This is a genomic window from Nitrospirillum guaranorum (assembly GCF_034653275.1).
GTDB lineage: Bacteria > Pseudomonadota > Alphaproteobacteria > Azospirillales > Azospirillaceae > Nitrospirillum.
In genome coordinates this window covers 584173-604509 of record NZ_JAYEES010000004.1, presented here as the reverse complement: position 1 = coordinate 604509, position 20337 = coordinate 584173, and the positions used below count along the sequence as shown (strand labels likewise).

Annotated in this window: 14 protein-coding genes and 1 pseudogene; 6 read left to right on the top strand and 9 right to left on the bottom strand. The window is 68.4% G+C overall.

The window, feature by feature from the left end; all coding sequences use genetic code 11:
- The first annotated feature begins 16 nt into the window (after window positions 1-16).
- Window positions 17-1081, top strand: a complete 1065-nt coding sequence (locus tag UAJ10_RS24520; protein ID WP_322917876.1) for a permease — start codon at window positions 17-19, stop codon at window positions 1079-1081.
- Here the strand turns inward: UAJ10_RS24520 and UAJ10_RS24515 are convergent.
- Window positions 1078-2028 (bottom strand): LysR family transcriptional regulator, encoded by a 951-nt coding sequence (locus tag UAJ10_RS24515; protein WP_322917875.1) that lies wholly within the window; start codon window positions 2026-2028, stop codon window positions 1078-1080. The genes UAJ10_RS24520 and UAJ10_RS24515 overlap by 4 nt on opposite strands.
- A 91-nt stretch (window positions 2029-2119) precedes the next feature.
- Between UAJ10_RS24515 and UAJ10_RS24510 the strand changes: the two genes are divergently transcribed.
- Entirely contained in the window at window positions 2120-3112 is a 993-nt protein-coding gene (locus tag UAJ10_RS24510; RefSeq protein WP_322917874.1) for a zinc-dependent alcohol dehydrogenase family protein, read from the top strand.
- A 40-nt stretch (window positions 3113-3152) separates the two neighbouring features.
- On the opposite strand, the gene fdhE is transcribed toward UAJ10_RS24510, so the two are convergent.
- The 4 genes and pseudogenes from fdhE to fdnG all read right to left on the bottom strand — a co-directional run.
- A complete protein-coding gene (gene fdhE, locus UAJ10_RS24505; RefSeq protein WP_322917873.1) occupies window positions 3153-4079 on the bottom strand; it encodes a formate dehydrogenase accessory protein FdhE in 927 nt (308 codons plus the stop codon).
- A 99-nt stretch (window positions 4080-4178) separates the two neighbouring features.
- Entirely contained in the window at window positions 4179-4853 is a 675-nt protein-coding gene (locus UAJ10_RS24500; RefSeq protein WP_322917872.1) for a formate dehydrogenase subunit gamma, read from the bottom strand.
- Entirely contained in the window at window positions 4850-5803 is a 954-nt protein-coding gene (fdxH, locus tag UAJ10_RS24495; RefSeq protein WP_322917871.1) for a formate dehydrogenase subunit beta, read from the bottom strand. Before fdxH ends, UAJ10_RS24500 begins: the two co-directional genes overlap by 4 nt.
- 89 nt (window positions 5804-5892) lie before the next feature.
- Window positions 5893-8946: pseudogene (gene fdnG / locus UAJ10_RS24490) on the bottom strand (formate dehydrogenase-N subunit alpha); the annotation flags it as partial.
- Between the two features lie 413 nt (window positions 8947-9359).
- On the opposite strand from fdnG, the gene UAJ10_RS24485 reads away from it, so the two are divergent.
- Complete coding sequence (locus UAJ10_RS24485) at window positions 9360-9902, top strand: methylated-DNA--[protein]-cysteine S-methyltransferase (RefSeq protein ID WP_322917870.1); 543 nt, start codon at window positions 9360-9362, stop codon at window positions 9900-9902.
- A gap of 6 nt (window positions 9903-9908) precedes the next feature.
- Here UAJ10_RS24485 and UAJ10_RS24480 read toward each other — a convergent pair whose 3' ends face one another.
- The 4 genes from UAJ10_RS24480 to UAJ10_RS24465 form a co-directional block, all read right to left on the bottom strand.
- Window positions 9909-11381, bottom strand: a complete 1473-nt coding sequence (locus UAJ10_RS24480; RefSeq protein WP_322917869.1) for an efflux transporter outer membrane subunit — start codon at window positions 11379-11381, stop codon at window positions 9909-9911.
- Between the two features lie 20 nt (window positions 11382-11401).
- Window positions 11402-14590 carry an efflux RND transporter permease subunit gene (locus tag UAJ10_RS24475; protein WP_322917867.1) on the bottom strand — a complete coding sequence of 1063 codons (3189 nt, stop codon included), beginning with the start codon at window positions 14588-14590 and terminating at the stop codon, window positions 11402-11404.
- A gap of 11 nt (window positions 14591-14601) precedes the next feature.
- Window positions 14602-15753, bottom strand: coding sequence for an efflux RND transporter periplasmic adaptor subunit (locus tag UAJ10_RS24470; RefSeq protein WP_322917866.1), 1152 nt, complete (start codon window positions 15751-15753; stop codon window positions 14602-14604).
- A gap of 275 nt (window positions 15754-16028) precedes the next feature.
- Window positions 16029-16601 carry an alpha-ketoglutarate-dependent dioxygenase AlkB gene (locus UAJ10_RS24465; RefSeq protein ID WP_322917864.1) on the bottom strand — a complete coding sequence of 191 codons (573 nt, stop codon included), beginning with the start codon at window positions 16599-16601 and terminating at the stop codon, window positions 16029-16031.
- 182 nt (window positions 16602-16783) lie between these two features.
- Here UAJ10_RS24465 and cyoA point away from each other — a divergent pair, with 182 nt between their 5' ends.
- The 3 genes from cyoA to UAJ10_RS24450 are packed head-to-tail and all read left to right on the top strand — an operon-like array spanning window position 16784 to window position 20337.
- On the top strand, window positions 16784-17695 hold the full coding sequence (gene cyoA, locus UAJ10_RS24460; RefSeq protein ID WP_322917863.1) for a ubiquinol oxidase subunit II: 912 nt from the start codon (window positions 16784-16786) through the stop codon (window positions 17693-17695).
- A gap of 9 nt (window positions 17696-17704) precedes the next feature.
- Window positions 17705-19699 (top strand): cytochrome o ubiquinol oxidase subunit I, encoded by a 1995-nt coding sequence (cyoB, locus tag UAJ10_RS24455; RefSeq protein ID WP_322917862.1) that lies wholly within the window; start codon window positions 17705-17707, stop codon window positions 19697-19699.
- On the top strand, window positions 19696-20337 hold the full coding sequence (locus UAJ10_RS24450; RefSeq protein WP_322917861.1) for a cytochrome (ubi)quinol oxidase subunit III: 642 nt from the start codon (window positions 19696-19698) through the stop codon (window positions 20335-20337). Before cyoB ends, UAJ10_RS24450 begins: the two co-directional genes overlap by 4 nt.

Sequence of the window (20337 nt, the reverse complement as noted above, 5' to 3'; positions counted from 1 at the left end):
CCACGGACGCATCCCAATGGACCTGACCGCCGCGAAGTCGCCGCGCACCACCGGCCGCCCCCACCCCATGGTGGGAATCGCCATCGTCGCCCTGATCGCCATCGCCGGCCTGTTCTACGTGAAATGGTCGCCCTATTACGCCCGCGCCTTCGTGGCGGCGGCCAACCATGCCATCGGCAAGTCCATCCTGATGGGCACGGACGCCGCCGCCCCGGCCCCGTCGTGGGACGCGGCCGTGGGCTACGCCCTGGCCTACGGCAAGGCCATCTGGCAGGCCATGGTGCTGGGCCTGCTGCTGGGCTCCGCCATCCAGGCGCTGCTGCCGGTCACCTGGGTGGCACGGGCGCTGGGCCGCACCGGCTTCGGCAGCGTGCTGGCCGGCGGCCTGCTGTCCCTGCCGGGCATGATGTGCACCTGCTGTGCCGCCCCCGTGGTCATGGGCCTGCGCCGCCAGCAGGCAGCCCCCGGGGCGGCCATGGCCTTCTGGCTGGGGAACACCGTGCTGAACCCCGCCACGCTGGTCTTCATCGGCTTCGTCCTGGGTTGGCAGTGGACGGGCCTGCGCCTGGCCCTGGGCCTGGTGATGGTCCTGGGCCTGGGCCTGCTGGCCAACCGCGTCAGCCCCATGCCGGACCAGGAAGCCGCCCTGCTGGCCCTGCAGGCGGAGGCGGAGGCGCAGAACCCCTTCGTCCGCTGGCTCAAGATCCTGGGCCGCATGGCCGTGCGCCTGATCCCGGAATACGTCGTCATCGTGCTGGCCCTGGGTGCTGCCCGCGCCTGGCTGTTCCCCGCCATCGGGCCGGAGATCGGCAACCAGTTCATCTGGATCGCCGCTTTCGCCATCGCCGGCACGCTGTTCGTCGTTCCCACGGCGGGCGAGGTTCCCATCATCCAGGCCATGCTGTCGCTGGGCATGGGGGTCGGCCCGGCCGGTGCCCTGCTGATGACCCTGCCGCCCGTCAGCCTGCCGTCCATCGCCATGTTGCACCGCTCCTTCCCGCCCAAGGCGCTGGCGGCCGTCATCGCCGGCGTGGTGCTGCTGGGCCTCGCGGGTGGCTACCTGGCAGTGGCCCTGTTCTAGCCCTCGCCCCCAGGGTCGCCCTCGGGGCCGCAGCGCGGGCCCATGAAGCCCGGCAGGGCGGCGGCCAAGGCATCCACCGCCGCCCGCACCTTCAGGGGCAGGTGCGGCGTTTGTACCCACAGGGTATGGACATCGTATAGGTATTCCGGCTGGTCCGGCAGCACCGTGACCAGCGCGCCCGACCTCAGCTGGTCGCGGATAAGCCAGGAGGGCAGCCAGGCCAGCCCCATGCCGGCCACGGCCAGGTCGGCGATGGTCTCCAGATCGTCCAGCTGGATGCGGTGGCGGGGTAGCACCTCCGCCGCCGGCTGCCCGTCACGCGGGAACAGCCACTGCGGGATGCGGGCGGACCGGCGGTAGATGACGCCCTCATGCCGGACCAGGTCATCCAGGTCCGTCGGCGCGCCATGCGCCGCGAGGTAGGCGGGGGCGGCGCAGACCACCATGCGCTGGCGCGCCACCCGCCGGGCGATCAGGCCGGCGCGGTCGGCCAGGCCGCCGGTGCGGATGGCCAGGTCGAACCCCTCCTCCACCAGGTCGACCAGGCGGTCCCCCAGGGACAAATCCAGCTCCAGCGCCGGATAGCGCTGGGCCAGACGCAGCAGCACGGGCACGACGCAGCGCCGGCCGAAATGCTCCGGCATGGTCACGCGCAGGCGGCCGCGCGGCTCCCCCAGCTGGTCGGCGGCCAGGGCGTCGGCCGCGTCCGCCTCCGCCAGGACGACGCGGCAGCGCTCGTAATACGCCCGGCCGAAGTCGGTCAGGCTCTGCCGCCGCGTGGTGCGGTTCAATAGCCGCACGCCCAGCCGTTCCTCCAGGAAGCGGATGTGCTTGCCCACCATGGGCCCGGACACCCCCAGGGCCGACGCGGCGGCGGCGAAGGAGCCGAGATCCACCGCCTTCACGAAGACGGCCATGCTGCCCAACCGGTCCATATTGAAAACCATCAGTTCATGGTGTTCTGCATCCTAGCCCATTTATCCCGGCTAACGGTCGCGTTCATGTTCATTCCTATCAATTGATTTGGAGTGACTGACCATGGCACGCGTTATCCGCTTTCATGAGCACGGCGGCCCCGAGGTCCTGCGCATCGAGGAGGTGGAAGTGCCGCCCCCCGGCGCCGGCCAGGCGCAGATTTGCGTCAGGGCGCTGGGCCTGAACCGGGCGGAGTCCATGCTGCGCACCGGCGCCTATATCGAAACGCCGGAAAGCTGGCCCAGCGGCCTGGGCTTCGAGGCCGCCGGCGAGGTCGCCGCCATCGGTGCGGGCGTGGAGGGCCTCAAGGTTGGCGACGCCGTCAGCGTGGTGCCGCCGCCCTCGCAGATCGAATGGCCAGCCTATGCCGAGCTGGCGAATTTCCCCCAGCACCTGGTGGTGAAGCACCCGCCCACCCTCAACTGGGAGGAGGCCGCCGCCACCTGGATGCAATACGTCACCGCCTATGGCGCGCTGATCGATCTGGCCAAACTGGCGGCCGGCGATGTCGTCGTCATCACCGCGGCCAGCAGCAGTGTCGGCTTGGCCGCCATCCAGGTCGCCAACCAAGTGGGCGCCACCCCCATCGCCGTCACCCGCACGCTGGCCAAGCGCCAGGCCCTGCTGGACGCCGGGGCCGCCCATGTCATCGCCTCCGCTGAGGAGGATCTGGAGGCGCGGCTGACGGAGATCGCGGGGCCGGAGGGCGTGCGCGTGGTGTTCGACCCCATCGGCGGCCCCATCTTCACGCCGTTGACCGCCGCCATGGCCCGGGGCGGCATCCTGATCGAGTATGGCGCGCTGAGTCCGGAACCCACACCCTTCCCCCTGTTCAACGTCCTGGGCAAGAGCCTGACGCTACGGGGCTACCTGATCCACGAGATCACCACCGATCCCGCGCGGCTGGCGGCGGCCAAGGCCTTCGTGCTCCAGGGCCTGGAATCCGGCGCGCTGAAGCCCATCATCGACCGCAGCTTCGCCTTCGACGACATCGTGGCGGCCCACCGCCACCTGGAATCGAACCAGCAGTTCGGCAAGCTGGTGGTGACGCTGTGAGGAAAACGGCCCCGCTCTTACCAGCCGGGGCCGTTTTTCCCTACGCCAGCAACAGGGGGTTGGGCGCGTGGCGCAGCCAGCCGACCTCGGCCACCATCAGGTCCAGGCCCAGGCTGGCCAAATCGTCGGCATAAGGGTCCAGCTTGGGGTCCTTGGCCAGGTACAGCATCTTGGCGTAGGTGTGGCAGTCGTCGCAGGTCTCCACCTGCACGGCGCCATTCTCCCCCTCCACGCTTTTCAGCGACAGGTGGGCCGACTGGCCGCAGGTGATGCACACCGCCCGCACATGGTTCCAGGCGGTGGAGCAGAGGGAGCAGTAGAGGTAGCGCACGCCGGGCGTGGAGCCGGAGGCGGTGATGACGCCCGCCACGGGGGTGGACCCGCAGCAGGGGCACAGGCCGCGTTCCGGCAGCAGGTGCACCTGATCCACCTCCAGGCTGGCGGCCAGCTTGGTGAAGTAGACCTGCAGGGCGGCGGCGATGAAGACGGCGCGGCCGGCATCCTCCGGGCTGACGTTGCCGCCCAGGAAGTCGCCGGCCAGATATTCCAGCGTGTCGCCGTCGACATCGTTCAGGCTGTCGATGACGGAGGCCACCAGATCCGGCACCTCGGGCAGGCGGTCGAAATGGCGCAGGATCAGGGTCAGCGCCTCGCGCCAGACGATGTCGCGCTCATGGCCGTCGGCGGCCAGGGGCGGCATGCCGGCGCCGGTGGCGACGGCCACGTCGTCGGAGTCCGGGGCGGTCACATCGATCATGTCGGCCGCGTCATGCTGGGCCTGCGACAGCTCGCACAGGAAATCCAGCCACTGGGCCATGGGGTGGTCGACCGCCAGCACGCCCAGCCGCCCGGAGGTGCGGGCGAAGCGCGTGGACGGATCGGGCAGGATAATGGGGGCCGGCGCCGTCACCCCGCCCTGCGGGTTGCCGATCCACGGCGCCTTGGGCGCCACTTCACCCTGTCTCATGACTGGTACTCCCGGCGGCGAGGCCGCCCCCTGATGGCATGAAAGAAACGGGGCGCGGCCACGAGGACCGCGCCCCTGATACATAGGCCCTGAGGGCGCTCAGTGCTCGCGGAATTTGGCCGTGCTGTCCGGCGTCGGACCGGGGGAGCCGCTGGCGACCAGACGCTGGAACCACTTGCGGTGGTGCCGGTGGGCCCAGCCGGGCGTGACCCAGCCGTGCAGCATGGCCCGCATCGACCCCTTCACCCAGATCGCCGCGTAGACATGCGTGATCCAGATCAGGATGGCGCCGATGGCGCCCAGGCTGTGGATCAGTACGGCGACGCGCTGCGTCTCGATGGAGGTGGCGCCACCGAAATAGACCTCCCAGATCAGGATGCCGGTGACGAACAGCACCGGGATGATCAGGGCCATGCCCCAGAACACCGCCTTCTGGCCGGCGTTGAAGCGGCCGACGGGCGGCACCTCCTCCTCCCGGTTGTCCAGCACCTTGTCCAGCGACTTGGCCCATTCCAGGTCGTCGCGGTTCCACAAATTGTCCCGCCAGAACTGGATGAACAGGCCCAGGAAGCTGACCAGCAGGCACACGCCCAGCCAGGGGTGGACCGCCCGCATCCACTGGCCGCTGCCGAACAGGTTCGACAGCCAGAAGAACACGGGGTGGAACATGGCCAGGCCCGACAGGGTCAGCAGCACGAAGCAGAGGCCGGTGATCCAGTGGTTCACCCGGGTCAGGGTGGAATTACGGACGATGGTTCCCTTGGGATAGCTCATGACGTCGCACTCCCTTCCCCCGTGGCGCCTTCTCCCTTGGCCCCGTCTCGCTTGGCCTTCTCCATCTCCGCCCGCGCGTGGGCCTCATCCGCCTCCGTCGTCTCGTTGGGACCGGCGACGATGGAATGGACGAAGGCGCTGACGGCGGCGAAGGCCAGGCCCGCCAGCGCCACCGGCTTCAGGAAGCCCTTCCACGCCCCCACCAGCGCGCTGATGTGGGGCTTGTCCGGCAGGCCGGAGTAGAGCGAGGGCTTGTCGGCGTGGTGCAGCACGTACATGACGTGGGTGCCGCCCACCTCCGGCGGGTCATAAAGGCCGGCGTTCTGGAAGCCGCGTTCCTTCAGCTCGGCGATGCGCTCCCCCGCCCAGTCCTTCATGTCGTCCTTGGAGCCGAACATGATGGCGCCGGTGGGGCAGGTCTTCACGCAGGCCGGCTCCAGCCCCACGCCCACGCGGTCGGAGCACAAGGTGCACTTGTACGACTTGTGGTCCTGGGCGCTGATGCGCGGGATGTTGAAGGGACAGCCCTTCACGCAATAGCCGCAGCCGATGCAGTTCTCGCTGATGAAGTCGACGATGCCGTTGGCGTACTGGACGATGGCGCCGGGGGCCGGGCAGGCCTTGAGGCAGCCTGGATCCTCGCAGTGCATGCAGCCGTCCTTGCGGATCAGCCACTCCAGGTTCCCCTGCTCGTCCTCGTACTCGGCGAACCGCATCAGGGTCCAGGTGCCGGGGTTGAGGTCGTGCGGATTCTCGTAGGCGCCCTGGAACTCCTCCATCTCCGGCCGCAGGTTGTTCCATTCCATGCAGGCGGACTGGCAGGCCTTGCAGCCGATGCAGCGGCTGACGTCGATCAGCTTGGCCACCTCAAGCTCATGGTGGCGCGCCGAGGGCGGCGTCAGGTTGGTGGCCGACCGGCGGATGTAGTCTTGGGATTGCAGGTCGGCCATCACAGGCTCCCCACCTTGGTGAGCGACTTCGGCACCCCTTGGGCGTCACGCGGCCCCTGGGCCACGTCCACCGCGGGGGGCGCGCTGGTCTTCTCGATGTTGAGCAGGAAGGCCTTGAACTCCGGCGTGTTGGTGTTGGCGTCACCCACGAACGGCGTCAGGGTGTTGGCGCCATAGCCCTTGCGCGCCACGCCGGTGAAGCCCCAGTGGATGGGGCAGCCGATGACGTGGGTCGGCTTGCCGTCCACCATCAGCGGCTTGATGCGCTTGGTGACGAATGCCTTGCAGATCACCTGGCCGCGCTTGGACGACACCTTGACCCAGCCGCCCTGCTCAATGCCCTTCTCCTTGGCCAGGGCCTCGCCGATCTCCACGAACTCCTCCGGCTGGAGGATGGCGTTGATCAGCGAATGCTTGGTCCAATAGTGGAAGTGCTCGGTCAGGCGGTAGGTGGTGCCGACATAGGGGAAGTCGGCCGACGCGCCCATGTGCGCCTTGTCGCTGGCGAACACACGGGCGGCCGGGTTGGACTTCACCTTGGGGTGCAGCACGTTTTCCGACGGGCTTTCGAACGGCTCGTAGTGCTCGGGGAACGGCCCCTCGACCATGAGACCGCGGGCGAACAGGCGGGCCTGGCCCTCCTGGTTCATAATGAACGGGCCCACGCTGTCCGACGGCTTCACCGTCGGGCCGTAGTCGGGCACGTCCACGCCCACCCACTTGGACCCGTTCCACTCGATGACGGGCTTGGCCGGGTTCCACGCCTTGCCGTCCGGATTTGCACTTGCACGATTGTACAGGATGCGCCGGTTGGCCGGCCACGCCCAGGCCCAGTTGGGGGCGATGCCCGCCTCACGCGGGTCGGTCGCGTCGCGGCGGGCCGTCATGTTGCCCTTGTCGGTGAAGCTGCCGGCGAAGATCCAGCAGCCCGACATGGTGGTGCCGTCGTCGCGCAGCTGGGCGAAGGCGTCAAGCTGCTGTCCCGCCTTCAACAGCGGGGCGCCCGTGGCCGGGTCGTTGACGTCCGCCAGCGCGCGGCCGTTCATCTCCTTGGCCACTTCCTCCGGCTCCGGCTCATGCGGGTCGGCGTAGTTCCAGGTGAGGTTCAGCAGCGCGTCGGGGAAGGCCCCGCCGTCCTTGGCGTACATCGCCTTCATGCGGTTGTAGAGGCCGGCGATGATCCACAGGTCGGTCTTGGCCTGGCCGGGGGCATCGGCCGCCTTCCAGTGCCACTGCAGCCAGCGGGCGGAGTTGACCAGCGTGCCGTTCTCCTCCGCGAAGCAGGTGGTGGGCAGCTGGAACACCTCGGTCTGGATCTCCGTCGGCTTGGACGGGTTCTGCGGACCGTAGTCCTGCCAGAAATTGGCCGTCTCGGTATCCAGCGGGTCCATGACGACGAGGTACTTCAGGTTCGACAGGCCCCGGCGGATCTTGCCCCGGTCGGGGAAGGCCTGCATGGGGTTGAAGCCCTGGCAGATGTAACCGTTCATCTGCTTGTTGTTCATCATCTCGAACGCGCGCAGCACGTCGTAGCCGTCCACGTCCAGCTTGGGCAGCCAGTCGTAGGCCCAGTTGTTCTCGGCCGTGGCGGCGCTGCCGAACATGGCCTTCTGGAAGCTGACGAAGAACTTGCGGTAGTTCTGCCAATAACTGGTCTGCCCCGGGCGCAGGGGCTTGAACAGCTTGGTCTCCATGTACTTGTCGAAGGTGACTTCACTGTCCTTCGGCATGTTCATGTAGCCCGGCAGCGACGCCGAGAGCAGGCCGATGTCGGTCAGACCCTGGATGTTGGAATGACCGCGCAGGGCGTTCATGCCGCCGCCGGCCACGCCGATGTTGCCCAGCAGCAGCTGCACCATGGCCATGGCGCGAATGTTCTGCGCGCCCACCGAATGCTGCGTCCAACCCAGCGCGAACAGGCTGGTCAGGGCCTTGTCCGGTGCCGAGGTGGTGGCGATCAGCTTGCAGATCTCCAGGTACTTGTCCTGGGGCGTGCCGCAGATGCGGGACACCATCTCGGGCGTGTACCGGTCGATGTGCTGCTTCAGCAGGTTGATGACGCAGCGCGGGTTCTGCCAGGTATCGTCCACCTTGGCAAAGCCTTGCTCATCCAGCTCATAGTCCCAGCTGGACTTGTCGTAGTTGCGCTTTTCCTCGTTATAGCCGCTGAACAGGCCATCCTCGAAGGCGAAGCCGTCCTTCACGATCAGGCTGGCGTTGGTGTACGCCCGCACATACTCGTGCTGGATGGCATCGTTCGTCAGCAGATAGCGCATGAGCCCGCTGAGGAAAGCGATGTCGGTGCCCGGCCGGATGGGGGCATAGACGTCCGCCACGGAGGCCGTGCGGGTGAAACGCGGATCAACGACGATGAGCTTGGCCTTGTTCTCGATCTTGGCCTCGACCACCCATTTGAATCCGCAGGGGTGCGCTTCGGCGGCATTGCCGCCCATGACGATGACGACGTTGGCGTTCTTGATGTCCTGCCAGGTGTTGGTCATCGCACCGCGACCGAATGTTGGGGCCAAACTGGCCACCGTCGGTCCGTGTCAGACACGCGCCTGGTTGTCGAACGTCACCATGCCCAACGCGCGGGCCCACTTGAAGGTCACATAGGCCGCCTCGTTCGAGGCCGCCGAGGCCGCCAGCATGCCCGTGGTGTTCCAGCGGTTCACCGTGGCGCCGGCGCCGTTCTTGGCGATGAAGTTGGCGTCGCGGTCCTGCTTCATCAGGGTGGCGATACGGTCCAGGGCGAAATCCCAGCTGACCTCCTTCCACTCCGTGGCACCGGCGGCGCGATACTTCGGCACCGTCAGGCGGCCCGGCGCCCGCACGATGTCCAGCAGGCCGGCGCCCTTGGGGCACAGGGTGCCGCGGTTCACGGGATGGTCCGGATCACCCTCGATATGGATGACCGAGGACTTCACGTTCTTCGCGCGATCGCCCTGGCTGTAGATGAGGATGCCGCAGGCCACCGAGCAATAGGTGCAGGTGTTGCGGGTTTCGGTGGCGGCGGTCAACCTGAAGGGCCGGACCGAGGCCGCCAGCGCCGTGCCCGCCGAGCCGAAGCCCAGCGCGCCCATGCTGGAGACCGCCAGTCCCGCGCCGGTCAGCTTGATAAAGCCGCGACGACTGAGATCCATGTCTCACACGCTCCCGTGAAAATCGAACCCACCGGAAGGCCAAACCGCCCGGAAAGGGCAAGCAGACGCCGGCAGACGGATACCCGCATCATAAGACGCGGCCGCAAGCCGTCAAGTTATTGGCGGCGAATTTCTCGGGCGGCGAATGAAGACGACCCTATTGATAACGGTTCTCATTAACTAAATTCAGAAAAATGGTTGCGTCATGCGCAAAGTTTATTACCCAACCAGAGGTTTTCCATATCCACCACCTGAAGCACGGGGCCTTAAACGCGCTATATTTAATTGGGAATAACGATAACGGCCGTCAAACCGGCGCGGGGCCAAGGGCCCGGGCCTGTGATGGCCGCCCTTGCCCTAGGGCCTGACGTTTTGCCACCCTACCGGCTTCCCCGGATGAGGAGCTTGCCGCCATGACCGGCACCGCCACGTTTGCGTTCAGGCACCTGCCCTCCCCCATCGGCCGACTGACCCTGGTGGCCGGCGACGACGGTCTGGCAGCCATCCTGTGGGAGAATGACAGGCCGGGCCGGGTGCGGCTGGGTCCACTGGTTCCCAAGCCCGACCATCCGGTGTTGCGGGAGACGGAACGGCAGCTGCGGGCCTACTTCGGCAAGGAGCTGACGGCGTTCGACGTGCCGCTGTCCTTCACCGGCACGGATTTCCAGAAGCAGGTGTGGCGGGCGCTGCTGACCATCCCTTATGGCGAGGTGCGCAGCTACAGCGACATCGCCCGGCAGATCGGCAATCCCGCGGCGGTGCGGGCGGTGGGGGCCGCCAACGGGCGCAACCCCATCTCCATCATCGCACCCTGCCACCGGGTGGTGGGCATGGACGGCACCCTGACCGGCTTCGCCGGCGGGCTGGAGGCCAAGGATTACCTGCTGACCCTGGAAGGACGCCGCCCGGCCCGCCGCGCGCCGGTCACGGGCGACCTGTTCGCGGCGGGGGGTTAAGACCCTTTACCGGGCGTCCGCCACGTCCTTCGCGATGGTCCAGCCGCCGCCCAGCGCCCGGTAGGTCGCCACCAGGTCCTGCGCCACCTGGATGCGGCTCTGGGCCAGTTGGTCCTCCGCCTCTAGCTGGGTACGCTGGGCGTCCAGCACGGTCAGGAAATTGTCGGCGCCATAGCGGTAGCGCGTGGCCGCCAGGCTGGCGGCGCGGGTGCTGGCGGTGGCGGCGGTGTCCAGCGAGGCGCGCCGCGACCGCTCCTGGGCATAGCGGGCCAGCGCCGTCTCCGCCTCCTGCCACGCGGTCAGCACCGCCTTCTGGAAGTTGGCCGCCGCCTGGTCGGTGTTGGCGTTGGCCTCGCGGATGCGGGCATAGAGGGCGGCGTCGAACAGCGGCAGGCTGACGCTGGGCCCGATGCCGTAGGTGAAGGCGCCGCGCGCCCCCAGGTCCCCCGGCTGCAAGGCCTGCACCCCCACCGACCCGGTGAGCGATATCTTGGGGTAGAGGTCGGCGGTGGCGACGCCGATGCGGGCCGTGGCCGCCGCCAGGGCCCGTTCCGCCGCCGCCACGTCGGCCCGGCGGCCGAGCAGGGTGGCGGGCGTGCCGACGGCCACGCTGTCCGGCAGGTCGGGCAAGGGCGCCGGCGTGTCCAGCAGGCTCAGCAGCGCCCCCGGTTCCCGCCCCGTCAGGGTGGCCAGGATGTGCTCATCCGCCGCCACCGTGGCGCGCAGGGGCGGGATGGAGGCCAGGGTGGTTTCCAGCTGCGCCTGGGCGCGGGCGATGTCCAGGTCCGTCCCCCGACCGGCGTCGCTGAGGGTGTGGGTCAGGTCGAAGGTGCCGCGCTGGTTCTCCGCGTTGCGCAGGGCGACCGACAGGCGCAGTTGGGCGCCGCGCAGGTCGACATAGGTGCTGGCCACGTCGGCGATGATGACGGTCAGCACCTGGTGGCGCAGCGCCTCCGCCCGCGCGCTGTCGGCCTCCGCCGCCTCGATGGCCCGCCGCACCTGGCCGAACAGATCGATCTCCCACGACAGGCTGCCGCCGGCGGTGGTGACGTTGCTGTCGGGCAATTGCGCGTTGGGCTGGCCCTGCTGCGTGGCCGCGGCGGCGCGGGCCCGGCTGTAGCTGGCGCTGGCGCCCAAGGACGGCAGGTTGCGGGCGCCCACCGCCTCCGCTTCCGCCCGGGCGGCGCGCACGGCGGCGTCGGCCGCCTTAAGGTCCAGGTTGGCCTTGACGGCGTCGGCCACCAGCTGGTCCAGCACCGGGTCGCCCAGCTGGCGCCACCATTCCTCCAGCGGTTCTTCCGCCTTCAGCATGTCGGCCGCCTTGATCGCGGCGCTGGTGGGTGCGGCGCCCGCGCGGGTGAAAGAGGTGCCGGCGGCGGCCGGGCTGGCCGGCGCCTGGTAATCGGGCCCCACGGTGATGCAGCCGGCCAGCGGCAGCAGGCAGACCGACAGGGCCAACAGGGTGCGATAGGTGCGCATGGACTGATCCCCCTTCCCCATCAGGCCGTGTGGTGACCGGGTGACCCGGCGTGCGGGGGTGTCTCCTCCCGCTTGCCGAAGCGCCGCTGGCCCCATATCGCCAGCCAGCGGCAGACGACGTAGAACACCGGCGTGAACAGCAGGCCGAAGAAGGTGACGCCCAGCATGCCGAAGAAGACGGCGGTACCCAAGGCCTGCCGCATCTCCGACCCGGCGCCCGAGGCGTTCACCAGCGGCACCACGCCCAGGATGAAGGCGAAGGAGGTCATGAGGATGGGGCGCAGGCGGGTGCGGGCCGCGCGCACCGCCGCCTGGAACCGGTCCATCCCCTCCTCCTCGTCCTGCTTCGCGAACTCCACGATCAGGATGGCGTTCTTGGCCGCCAGGCCCACCAGCACCACCAGGCCGATCTGGGTCAGGATGTTGTTGTCCATGCCCCGCAGATTGACGCCGGAGATGGCGGTGAGCAGGCACATGGGCACGATCAGGATAACCGACAGCGGCAGCATCCAGCTTTCATACAGGGCGGCCAGCAGCAGGTAGACGAACACCACGGCCAGGCCGAAGGCGATGGGGGCGGTGTTGCCGGCGATGATCTGCTGGAAGGTCAGTTCCGTCCATTCGATGGCGAAGCCGTCCGGCAGGCGCTGCTGCGCCAGTTGCTGCACGGCGGCGATGGCCTGACCGGTGGAATACCCCGGCGCCGGCGATCCCTGCAGTTCCGCCGCCGGATACAGGTTGTAGCGCGGCACGCGGTAGGGCCCCGTCACGTCGCGGAAGGTGGCGACGGAGCCTAGCGGAACCAGCCCGCCGCTGTTGGAGCGCGTGCGCAGGTAGGCGATGTCGCGCACGCTGGTGCGGTCGGCGCCGTCGGCCTGCGCCGTCACCCGGTAGGTGCGGCCCAGCAGGTTGAAGTCGTTGACGAAGGCGGAGCCGAGATAGACGTTCAGCGTGTCGAAGATGCGCGATGGCGGCACGCCCAGCATGTCGGCCTTCACCCGGTCGATGTCGGCGTACACCTGCGGGGTGCGGGTGTTGTACAGGCTGAAGACGTTGGCCAGGCCCGGCGTCTGGTTGGCAGCCAGCATCATGTCCAGCGTGGCGTCGGCCAGGGCCTGCAAGCCGCGCGAGCGCCTGTCCTCGATATAGAGCTTGAACCCGCCGGAGGAGCCGATGCCCGGCACCGTGGGCGGCGGGATCAGCAGGATCAGGGCGCCGTCGACCTGCTGTATCGTCTTCTGCAGGTCGGCGAAGATGCCCTGGGTGGTCAGGTTGCCACGCTCCGCGAACGGCGTGGTGGCGACGAAGACGGCGCCGGCGTTGGGGGCGTTGGTGAAGGTGGCGCCGTCGAAACCGGCGAAGCCCACCGTGTGCGCCACCCCCGGCCGCTTGCTCAGCAGATCCTGGACATGGCGCAGGATGGCGTCCGTCCGGGCAAGGGAAGAGCCGGGCGGCAGCTGGATGACGGTGATGAAATAGCCCTGGTCCTGCGCCGGGATGAAGCCCGTGGGCGTGCGGGAAATAAGGCCGCCGCCCAGCACGATCAGCCCGGCATAGACCACCAGCACGACGGTGGCCAGGCGCACCAGGTGACCGGTCAGCCGGCCGTAGCGCTCCGACAGCCAATCGAAGCCGCGATTGAAACCGCCGAAGAACCGCGCCACGGGATGGAAGCCTCGCCGGGGGGCCGCATGCTCCTGGACATGCGGCTTCAGCAGCAGGGCGGCCAGGGCCGGGCTCAGCGTCTGCGACACCAGCATGGAGATGACGGTGGCGGCGGCGATGGTGACGCCGAACTGGCGGTAGAACTCACCCGCGATGCCGGTGAGGAAGGCCGTGGGCAGGAACACGGCGGTCAGCACCAGGGCGATGGCGACCAGGGCGCCGCCGACCTCGTCCATGGTGCGGTGCGCGGCCTCACGCGGGGACAGGCCCTGGGCCAGGTTGCGCTCCACATTCTCCACCACCACGATGGCGTCGTCGACGACGATGCCGATGGCCAGCACCAGCCCGAAGAGGGAGAGGTTGTTGAGGGAGAAGCCCACCGCCGCCATGACGGCGAAGGTGCCGATGAGCGAGATGGGGATGGCGATGACGGGGATCAGGGCCGCCCGCCACGATTGCAGGAAGACGATGACGACGATGACCACCAGCACCACCGCCTCGAAGATGGTGTGGTAGACCTCCTTCACCGATTCCGCGATGTAGTTGGTGGGGTTGTAGACCACCTTGTAGGCCATGCCCTTGGGCATGTCGTGGCTCATCGTCTCCATGGACGACAGCACGTTGGCCGCCGTCTTCAGGGCGTTGGAGCCCGGCCGCTGGTAGATCAGGATGGCCGCCGCCCGCTGGCCGTCGACGTAGGAATAGGTGTTGTAGTCCTGGGCCCCCAGCTCCACCCAGCCCACGTCGCGCACGCGGGTGACGCGGCCCTGGGCGTCGGACTTGATGACGATGTCGGCGAACTGGCTGGGGTCGGTCAGGCGGCCCAGGGTCTGCACCTGCACCTCGAAGGCGCTGGGCTTGGGCACGGGCGGATGGTTCAGCTGGCCCGAGGCCACCTGCACGTTGTTGCCTTGCAGCGCCTGCACCACCTCCGCCGTGGTCAGGCCGCGGGCCTGCACCTTTTCCGGGTCCAGCCAGACGCGCATGGAATAGTCGCCGGCGCCACGGATGCGGGCGTCGCCCACGCCGTCCAGGCGGGCGAGCGGGTCGCGCACCTGCAGGGTGGCGTAGTTGGAGATGTAGAGCTGGTCCAGGCTGTCATCCGGGGAATAGAGGTGGATGACCATCATCAGGTTGGGGGAATTCTTGCGCGTGGTGACGCCCAGGCGGTTCACTTCGTCCGGCAGGTGCGGCTGCGCCACGGACACGCGGTTCTGCACCAGCACTTGGGCCTTGTCGATGTCGGTGCCCAGCTTGAAGGTGATGGTCAGCGACAGGCCGCCGTCGCCCGTGTTCTGGGAGACCATGTACAGCATGTCGTCGACGCCGTTGATCTCCTGCTCCAGCGGGGCGGCCACGGTGTTGGCCACCGTCTCGGCCGAGGCGCCGGGGTATGTGGCCGTCACCACCACGGTGGGGGGTGCCACCTCGGGGTATTGCGCCACGGGCAGGGCGAAATAGGCCAGGCCGCCGATCAGCGTGATCAGGATGGAGATCACGCAGGCGAAGATGGGCCGGTCGATGAAGAAGTGTGAGAACTTCATGGTGCCGCCCCTTACTGCTCGGCCGCGGGCGTGACGGTCCCGGGCTGGGGCGTGACCTTGGTGCCGGGCCGCGCCCGCATAAGGCCGCTGATGATAACGCGGTCGGTGGGCGCCAGGCCGGACTTGATGACGCGCAGGCCGTAGGCCAGGTTGCCCAGCACCACCGGCTTGGGCGTCACCGTGCCGTCCTCGGCCACGGTCAGGACGATCTTGTGCGACTGGTCAGAGGCGATGGCCTCGTCCGGCACCAGCAGGGCGTCATACTCGCCGGAGCCCAGTAGGCGCATGCGGCCGAAGGTGCCGGGCTGCAGGAAGTTGTCCGTGTTGGGAATGACGGCGCGACCCCGGATGGTGCCGGAGTTGGGGTCCAGCCGGTTGTCGACGAAATCCATCTCGCCCTTGTGGGTCCAGGCGGTTTCATCCATCAGGCGGACGAAGACGGGGTTGGCCTTGTCGCGCGACGAGGCGCGTTTGCCTTCCAGCGCCAGGCGGTTGTAGCGCAGGTAATCCGCCTCGCTGCCGTCGAAGACGAAATAGATGGGGTCCTGGGTCACCACGGTGGCCAGCAGGGTGGATTGCGCCGACCCGCCGCTGACCAGGTTGCCGATGTCGATTTTGCGGTCGCCGATGCGGCCGGAGATGGGCGAGCGGATCTGGGTGAACTCCAGGTCCAGCGCCGCCGAGCGCGCGGCGGCCGTGGCCGAGGCCACCGCCGCCTGGCTTTCCTGCTCCGCCTGGGCGCGGGTGTCGTACTCTTCCTGGCTGATGGCGCGGGCGGCCAGCAGCTGGGCCGCCCGTTTCAGTTCCGAAACGGCCAGGGCCTGGCGGGTCTTTTCCCGCTGCAGGTCGGCGTTGGCCTTGTCCAGCGTGGCCTGGAAGGGGCGCGGATCGATGACGAACAGCAGGTCGCCCTTCTGCACCAGCTGGCCGTCGCGGAACTTGATCTGGTCCAGGTAGCCGGAGACGCGGGCCCGCAGCTCCACCGTCTGCACCGCCTCGAACCGGCCGGTGAACTCGTCCCAATCCACGATCTTGTGCGGCAGCGGCTGGGCCACCGTCACCGGCGGGGGGCCGGCGTTGGCCGCCGGCGGATGCTTGTCGCCGCAGGCGGCCAGCGCCAGGGCCAGGACCAAGGGATACAACCGGCGGACCGGCGACGGCATGGTGGACAGCATCCTTCCCCCAACACAAGGCTCAGGCTCCAGGGCCCGCGCGGGGCGCGGCATCCGGGGCCAAGGTAGACAAGCCGCGCCTGGGCGCAGTTTTCCCACCACACTATGGGGGCGCCGGACCCGTGGCTTGGCTGGCTGCGTCGCGTTTTGTCTCTTTCCGCCGCCTTGGCCGCGTTCGGGGATTAAAGGTTCATGTCAGTACAAACCCCGTTCCATTGGTGCCACACCCCGCCGACACCGGTGCCCCGCATCCGCGCCCACACAACCTACGCCAGCGTGCGGAAGGTCACGGAATAGCGCAGGGCGTCGCCCTCGATGATGCTGTGCTCCCACGCCGCGCGCGCCTCCCCCGCCAGCAGGTAGACCGAGCGGGGCGCCAAGGGGGCCGCGGCGCGGTGCCACTCATCCGCCTCGCGCCGGCGGAAGCGTAGGGTGGCCGGGGAGAGCAGCGACACGCCCGCCACCAGGCCGAACTGCGGCTTGTCCCGGTGCCAGCCGATGCCGGCGCCGGGCGCGTATTCGTTGATCAGCAGCTGGCGGAAATCATCGGGCGCCACGCCGGCCCAGGCGGCCACCCGGGCGCGCAGATCCAAAAGGAAGGACGGCATGTCCGGCGCCGCCGCCACCGCGCGCCGGGCGTAGTCATAGCGATAGCCGAAGGACACCACCCGGCGGTTGGCCAGATAGCCGTGGAACTCGAAAGGTTTCAGCGGCAGCGCCGCGATGCCGGCCGCCAGCCGGCGCTCCTCCTCCGCGTCGATCAGGTCCGGGGTGTAACGGAAGCCCGGCGGCAGGCCGGGCGGCGGCGCATCTGGGAAAAGGCTGGCCTGTATGGGCATGGAAGGGCGGTCCGGGAAGAGGGGCATCCACCCGATATGGGAAGGGTGCGGCGTTTTTTCCCCGCACCACCGGGGAACTTATGGGGTGCGGGGGCATTGACCCCCCGCTCACCCGCCGCGCGACATCGTGTCCCGCCCGACACCCAAATCTTCCGTAACCCACTGTCAAACCAAGGAAAGCCATGGCCCGCCCCGCCACAGCCCTCGCCTTGGCCGCCGCCCTGGGCTTGGCGCTGCCCGGCCTCGCCGGCTGTTCCGGCGGCATCCTCGACCCACAAGGGCCGGTGGCCGCGCAGGAGCTGACCATCCTGTGGGATTCGCTGGGCATCATGCTGGCCATCGTCATCCCCACCATCCTGGCGACCCTGGGGGTGGCCTGGTGGTTCCGCGCCGGCAACGCCCGCGCCAACTACCGTCCCGACTGGGAATATTCCGGCCGCATCGAGATGGTGGTGTGGGCCATCCCCACCATGACCGTGCTGCTGCTGGGCGGCATCGGCTGGGTCAGCGCGCGCGACCTGGACCCGCCCAAGCCCCTGGCCGCCGACACCCCGCCCGTGACGGTGCAGGTGGTGTCGCTGGACTGGAAATGGCTGTTCATCTACCCCGACCTGGACATCGCCAGCGTCAACCACCTGGTGGTGCCCGCCGGCACGCCGGTCAGCTTCCAGCTGACGTCCGACGGGGTCATGAACAGCTTCTTCGTGCCCCAACTGGGCAGCCAGATCTACACCATGCCCGGCATGATCACCCGGCTGAACCTGCGGGCTGACAGGCCGGGCCGCTATCCCGGCATCTCCGCCCAGTTCAGCGGCGCCGGCTTCCCCGACATGCTGTTCACGCTGGAGGCGGTACCCCGCGACGCCTTCGACGGCTGGGTCGCCAACGCCCGCGCCCAGGGCGAGGCGCTGGACGCCCCGGCCTACGCCCGGCTGAGCCAATCCAGCCGGGCGGACCGCCCCCGCACCTTTCGCGACGTGATGCCGGGGCTGTTCGACGCCGTCGCCAACCCCGGCCGGAACCCCGCCCTGCCCCAAACCAACCCTCATTGGCCCGGACACGAGTATCCGCCCCTGAACAAAGACCCGGAATAAGGATCGAGCATGTTCGGCAAGCTGAGCTGGAGCGCCATCCCCATCGACGAGCCGATCGACATGATCGCCTCGGGCCTCATGATCCTGGCGGTGCTGGGCGTGCTGGCCTGGGTGACGGTGAAGGGCTATTGGCCCTACCTGTGGCGGGAATGGCTGACGTCCGTCGACCATAAGCGCATCGGCGTCATGTACGTGGTCCTGGCCCTGGTCATGCTGCTGCGCGGCTTCACCGACGCCGTGATGATGCGCCTGCAACAGGCCATCTCGGTGGGGCCGGACGCCGGCTACCTGCCGCCGGAGCATTACAACCAGATCTTCTCCGCCCACGGCACCATCATGATCTTCTTCATGGCCATGCCCTTCATCATCGGGCTGATGAACTTCGCCGTGCCCTTGCAGCTGGGCATCCGCGACGTGGCCTTCCCCACGCTGAATTCCGTCAGCCTGTGGCTGACCGCCTCCGGCATCCTGCTGACCAACATGTCGCTGGTGATCGGGGAATTCGCGCGCACCGGCTGGCTGGCCTACCCGCCCTTGAGCGAGCTGAAATATTCCCCCGGCGTAGGTGTCGATTACTATCTGTGGGCCTTGCAGATTTCAGGCGTGGGCACGCTGCTGTCGGGCATCAACCTGGCGACCACCATCCTGAAGATGCGGGCGCCGGGGATGGGCTACATGCGCATGCCGGTGTTCTGCTGGACCGCGCTGGCGTCCAACCTGCTGATCATCGCGGCGTTCCCCGTCCTGACCGCCACCTTCGCCATGCTGCTGCTGGACCGCTACCTCGGGATGCACTTCTTCACGGCCGACGGCGACGGCAACCCGATGATGTACGTGAACCTCATCTGGGTCTGGGGCCATCCGGAGGTCTACATCCTGATCCTGCCCTGCTTCGGCGTCTTCTCCGAGGTGGTCGCCACCTTCTCCGGCAAGCCGCTGTTCGGCTATCGCTCCATGGTCGCGGCCACCATGGCCATCTGCATCCTGTCCTTCATCGTCTGGCTGCACCATTTCTTCACCATGGGCGCCGGGGCCAACGTCAACGGCTTCTTCGGCGTCATGACCATGATCATCGCCGTGCCCACGGGCGTGAAGGTCTACAACTGGCTGTTCACCATGTACGGCGGCCGGGTGCGCTTCAGCGCCCCCATCCTGTGGTCCGTCGGCTTCATGGTGACCTTCGTCATCGGCGGCATGACCGGCGTGCTGCTGGCCGTGCCGCCGGCCGACTTCATCCTGCACAACAGCCTGTTCCTGATCGCCCATTTCCACAACGTCATCATCGGCGGCGTCGTGTTCGGGGTGCTGGCCGGCTACATGTACTGGTTCCCCAAGGCCTTCGGCTTCACCCTGGACGAAGGCTGGGGCAAGATCTCCTTCTGGTGCTGGTTCGTCGGCTTCTACCTGGCCTTCATGCCCCTCTACTACCTGGGCATGCTGGGCATGACGCGCCGGCTGCAGCATTACGACAATCCGGGCTGGCAGCCCTGGCTGATCGTGGCGGCGGTGGGCGTCGCCTTCATCCTGGCCGGCATCCTGGCGCTGATCGTCCAGCTGGTGGTGTCCATCCGCACGCGCGACCACCGCCGCGACCACACGGGCGACCCCTGGCACGGCCGCACGCTGGAATGGTCCACACCCTCGCCCCCGCCCGCCTGGAACTTCGCCGTCCTGCCCCAGGTGGAGCGGGAGGACGCCTATTGGCACATGAAGCGCCGGGCGCGGGAGGAACGGCGGGCCGCCGCCGAAGCCCTGGCCTACGCCCCCATTCACATGCCGCTCAACAGCCCCACCGGCTTCGTCACAGCCTTCTTCGCCGTCGTCACCGGCTTCGCCCTCATCTGGCACATCTGGTGGTTGGTCATCCTGGGCCTGGTGGGGGCGCTGATCACCACCCTGGTCTTCGCCTGGCGGGATGAGAGCGAATTCGAGATCCCGGCGGACGAGCTGGCGCGGGTCGACCGTGCCCACCAGCAGGCCTACTGGGCGGGGAGCGCGCCATGACCGCCACCACCCTCGGCGGGCATGAGCCCGCGGGCACCCATCACGGCATGCCCGCCAGCGCCAGCGCCGCCGGCCCGGCGCCCAAGCGCATCATCATCGCCTACGGCTTCTGGCTGTTCCTGCTGAGCGACATCGTCATGTTCTCCGCCCTCTTCGCCACCTTCGCGGTGCTGGGGAAGGCGACGGCGGGCGGCCCGACGGGGGCGGAGCTGTTCGATGCCCGGAACGTGGCGGTGGAGACGGCGCTGCTGCTGTTCTCCAGCTTCAGCTGCGGCATGATGTCCCTGGCCATGGACGCGCGGCACCGCCGCGCCTTCTACCTGGGCGCCGCCATCACCTTCATCCTGGGGCTGGGCTTCCTGGTCCTGGAGATGCGGGAGTTCGCCGACATGGTCGCCCGGGGCGCCACCGCCGACCGCAGCGCCTTCCTCTCCGGCTTCTTCACCCTGGTGGGCTGTCACGGCGCCCACGTGGCGGTGGGCCTGCTGTGGCTGGTGGTCATGGTGGCCCAGGTGGCGGACAAGGGCTGGCGGGCCACCGTCCTGCACCGCCTGATGTGCTTCAGCCTGTTCTGGCACGCCCTGGACATCATCTGGGTGGCCCTGTTCACGATCGTCTACCTGATGGGAGCACGCTGA

Bases quoted from the DNA above. Each gene is read 5' to 3' on its own strand.
- UAJ10_RS24470 (WP_322917866.1), bottom strand. From the start codon at position 15,753: ATGCCGTCGCCGGTCCGCCGGTTGTATCCCTTGGTCCTGGCCCTGGCG.
- UAJ10_RS24475 (WP_322917867.1), bottom strand. From the start codon at position 14,590: ATGAAGTTCTCACACTTCTTCATCGACCGGCCCATCTTCGCCTGCGTG.
- fdxH (WP_322917871.1), bottom strand. From the start codon at position 5,803: ATGGCCGACCTGCAATCCCAAGACTACATCCGCCGGTCGGCCACCAAC.
- UAJ10_RS24450 (WP_322917861.1), top strand. From the start codon at position 19,696: ATGACCGCCACCACCCTCGGCGGGCATGAGCCCGCGGGCACCCATCAC.
- UAJ10_RS24500 (WP_322917872.1), bottom strand. From the start codon at position 4,853: ATGAGCTATCCCAAGGGAACCATCGTCCGTAATTCCACCCTGACCCGG.
- cyoA (WP_322917863.1), top strand. From the start codon at position 16,784: ATGGCCCGCCCCGCCACAGCCCTCGCCTTGGCCGCCGCCCTGGGCTTG.
- UAJ10_RS24465 (WP_322917864.1), bottom strand. From the start codon at position 16,601: ATGCCCATACAGGCCAGCCTTTTCCCAGATGCGCCGCCGCCCGGCCTG.
- UAJ10_RS24520 (WP_322917876.1), top strand. From the start codon at position 17: ATGGACCTGACCGCCGCGAAGTCGCCGCGCACCACCGGCCGCCCCCAC.
- cyoB (WP_322917862.1), top strand. From the start codon at position 17,705: ATGTTCGGCAAGCTGAGCTGGAGCGCCATCCCCATCGACGAGCCGATC.
- UAJ10_RS24485 (WP_322917870.1), top strand. From the start codon at position 9,360: ATGACCGGCACCGCCACGTTTGCGTTCAGGCACCTGCCCTCCCCCATC.
- UAJ10_RS24480 (WP_322917869.1), bottom strand. From the start codon at position 11,381: ATGCGCACCTATCGCACCCTGTTGGCCCTGTCGGTCTGCCTGCTGCCG.
- UAJ10_RS24515 (WP_322917875.1), bottom strand. From the start codon at position 2,028: ATGGTTTTCAATATGGACCGGTTGGGCAGCATGGCCGTCTTCGTGAAG.
- fdhE (WP_322917873.1), bottom strand. From the start codon at position 4,079: ATGAGACAGGGTGAAGTGGCGCCCAAGGCGCCGTGGATCGGCAACCCG.
- UAJ10_RS24510 (WP_322917874.1), top strand. From the start codon at position 2,120: ATGGCACGCGTTATCCGCTTTCATGAGCACGGCGGCCCCGAGGTCCTG.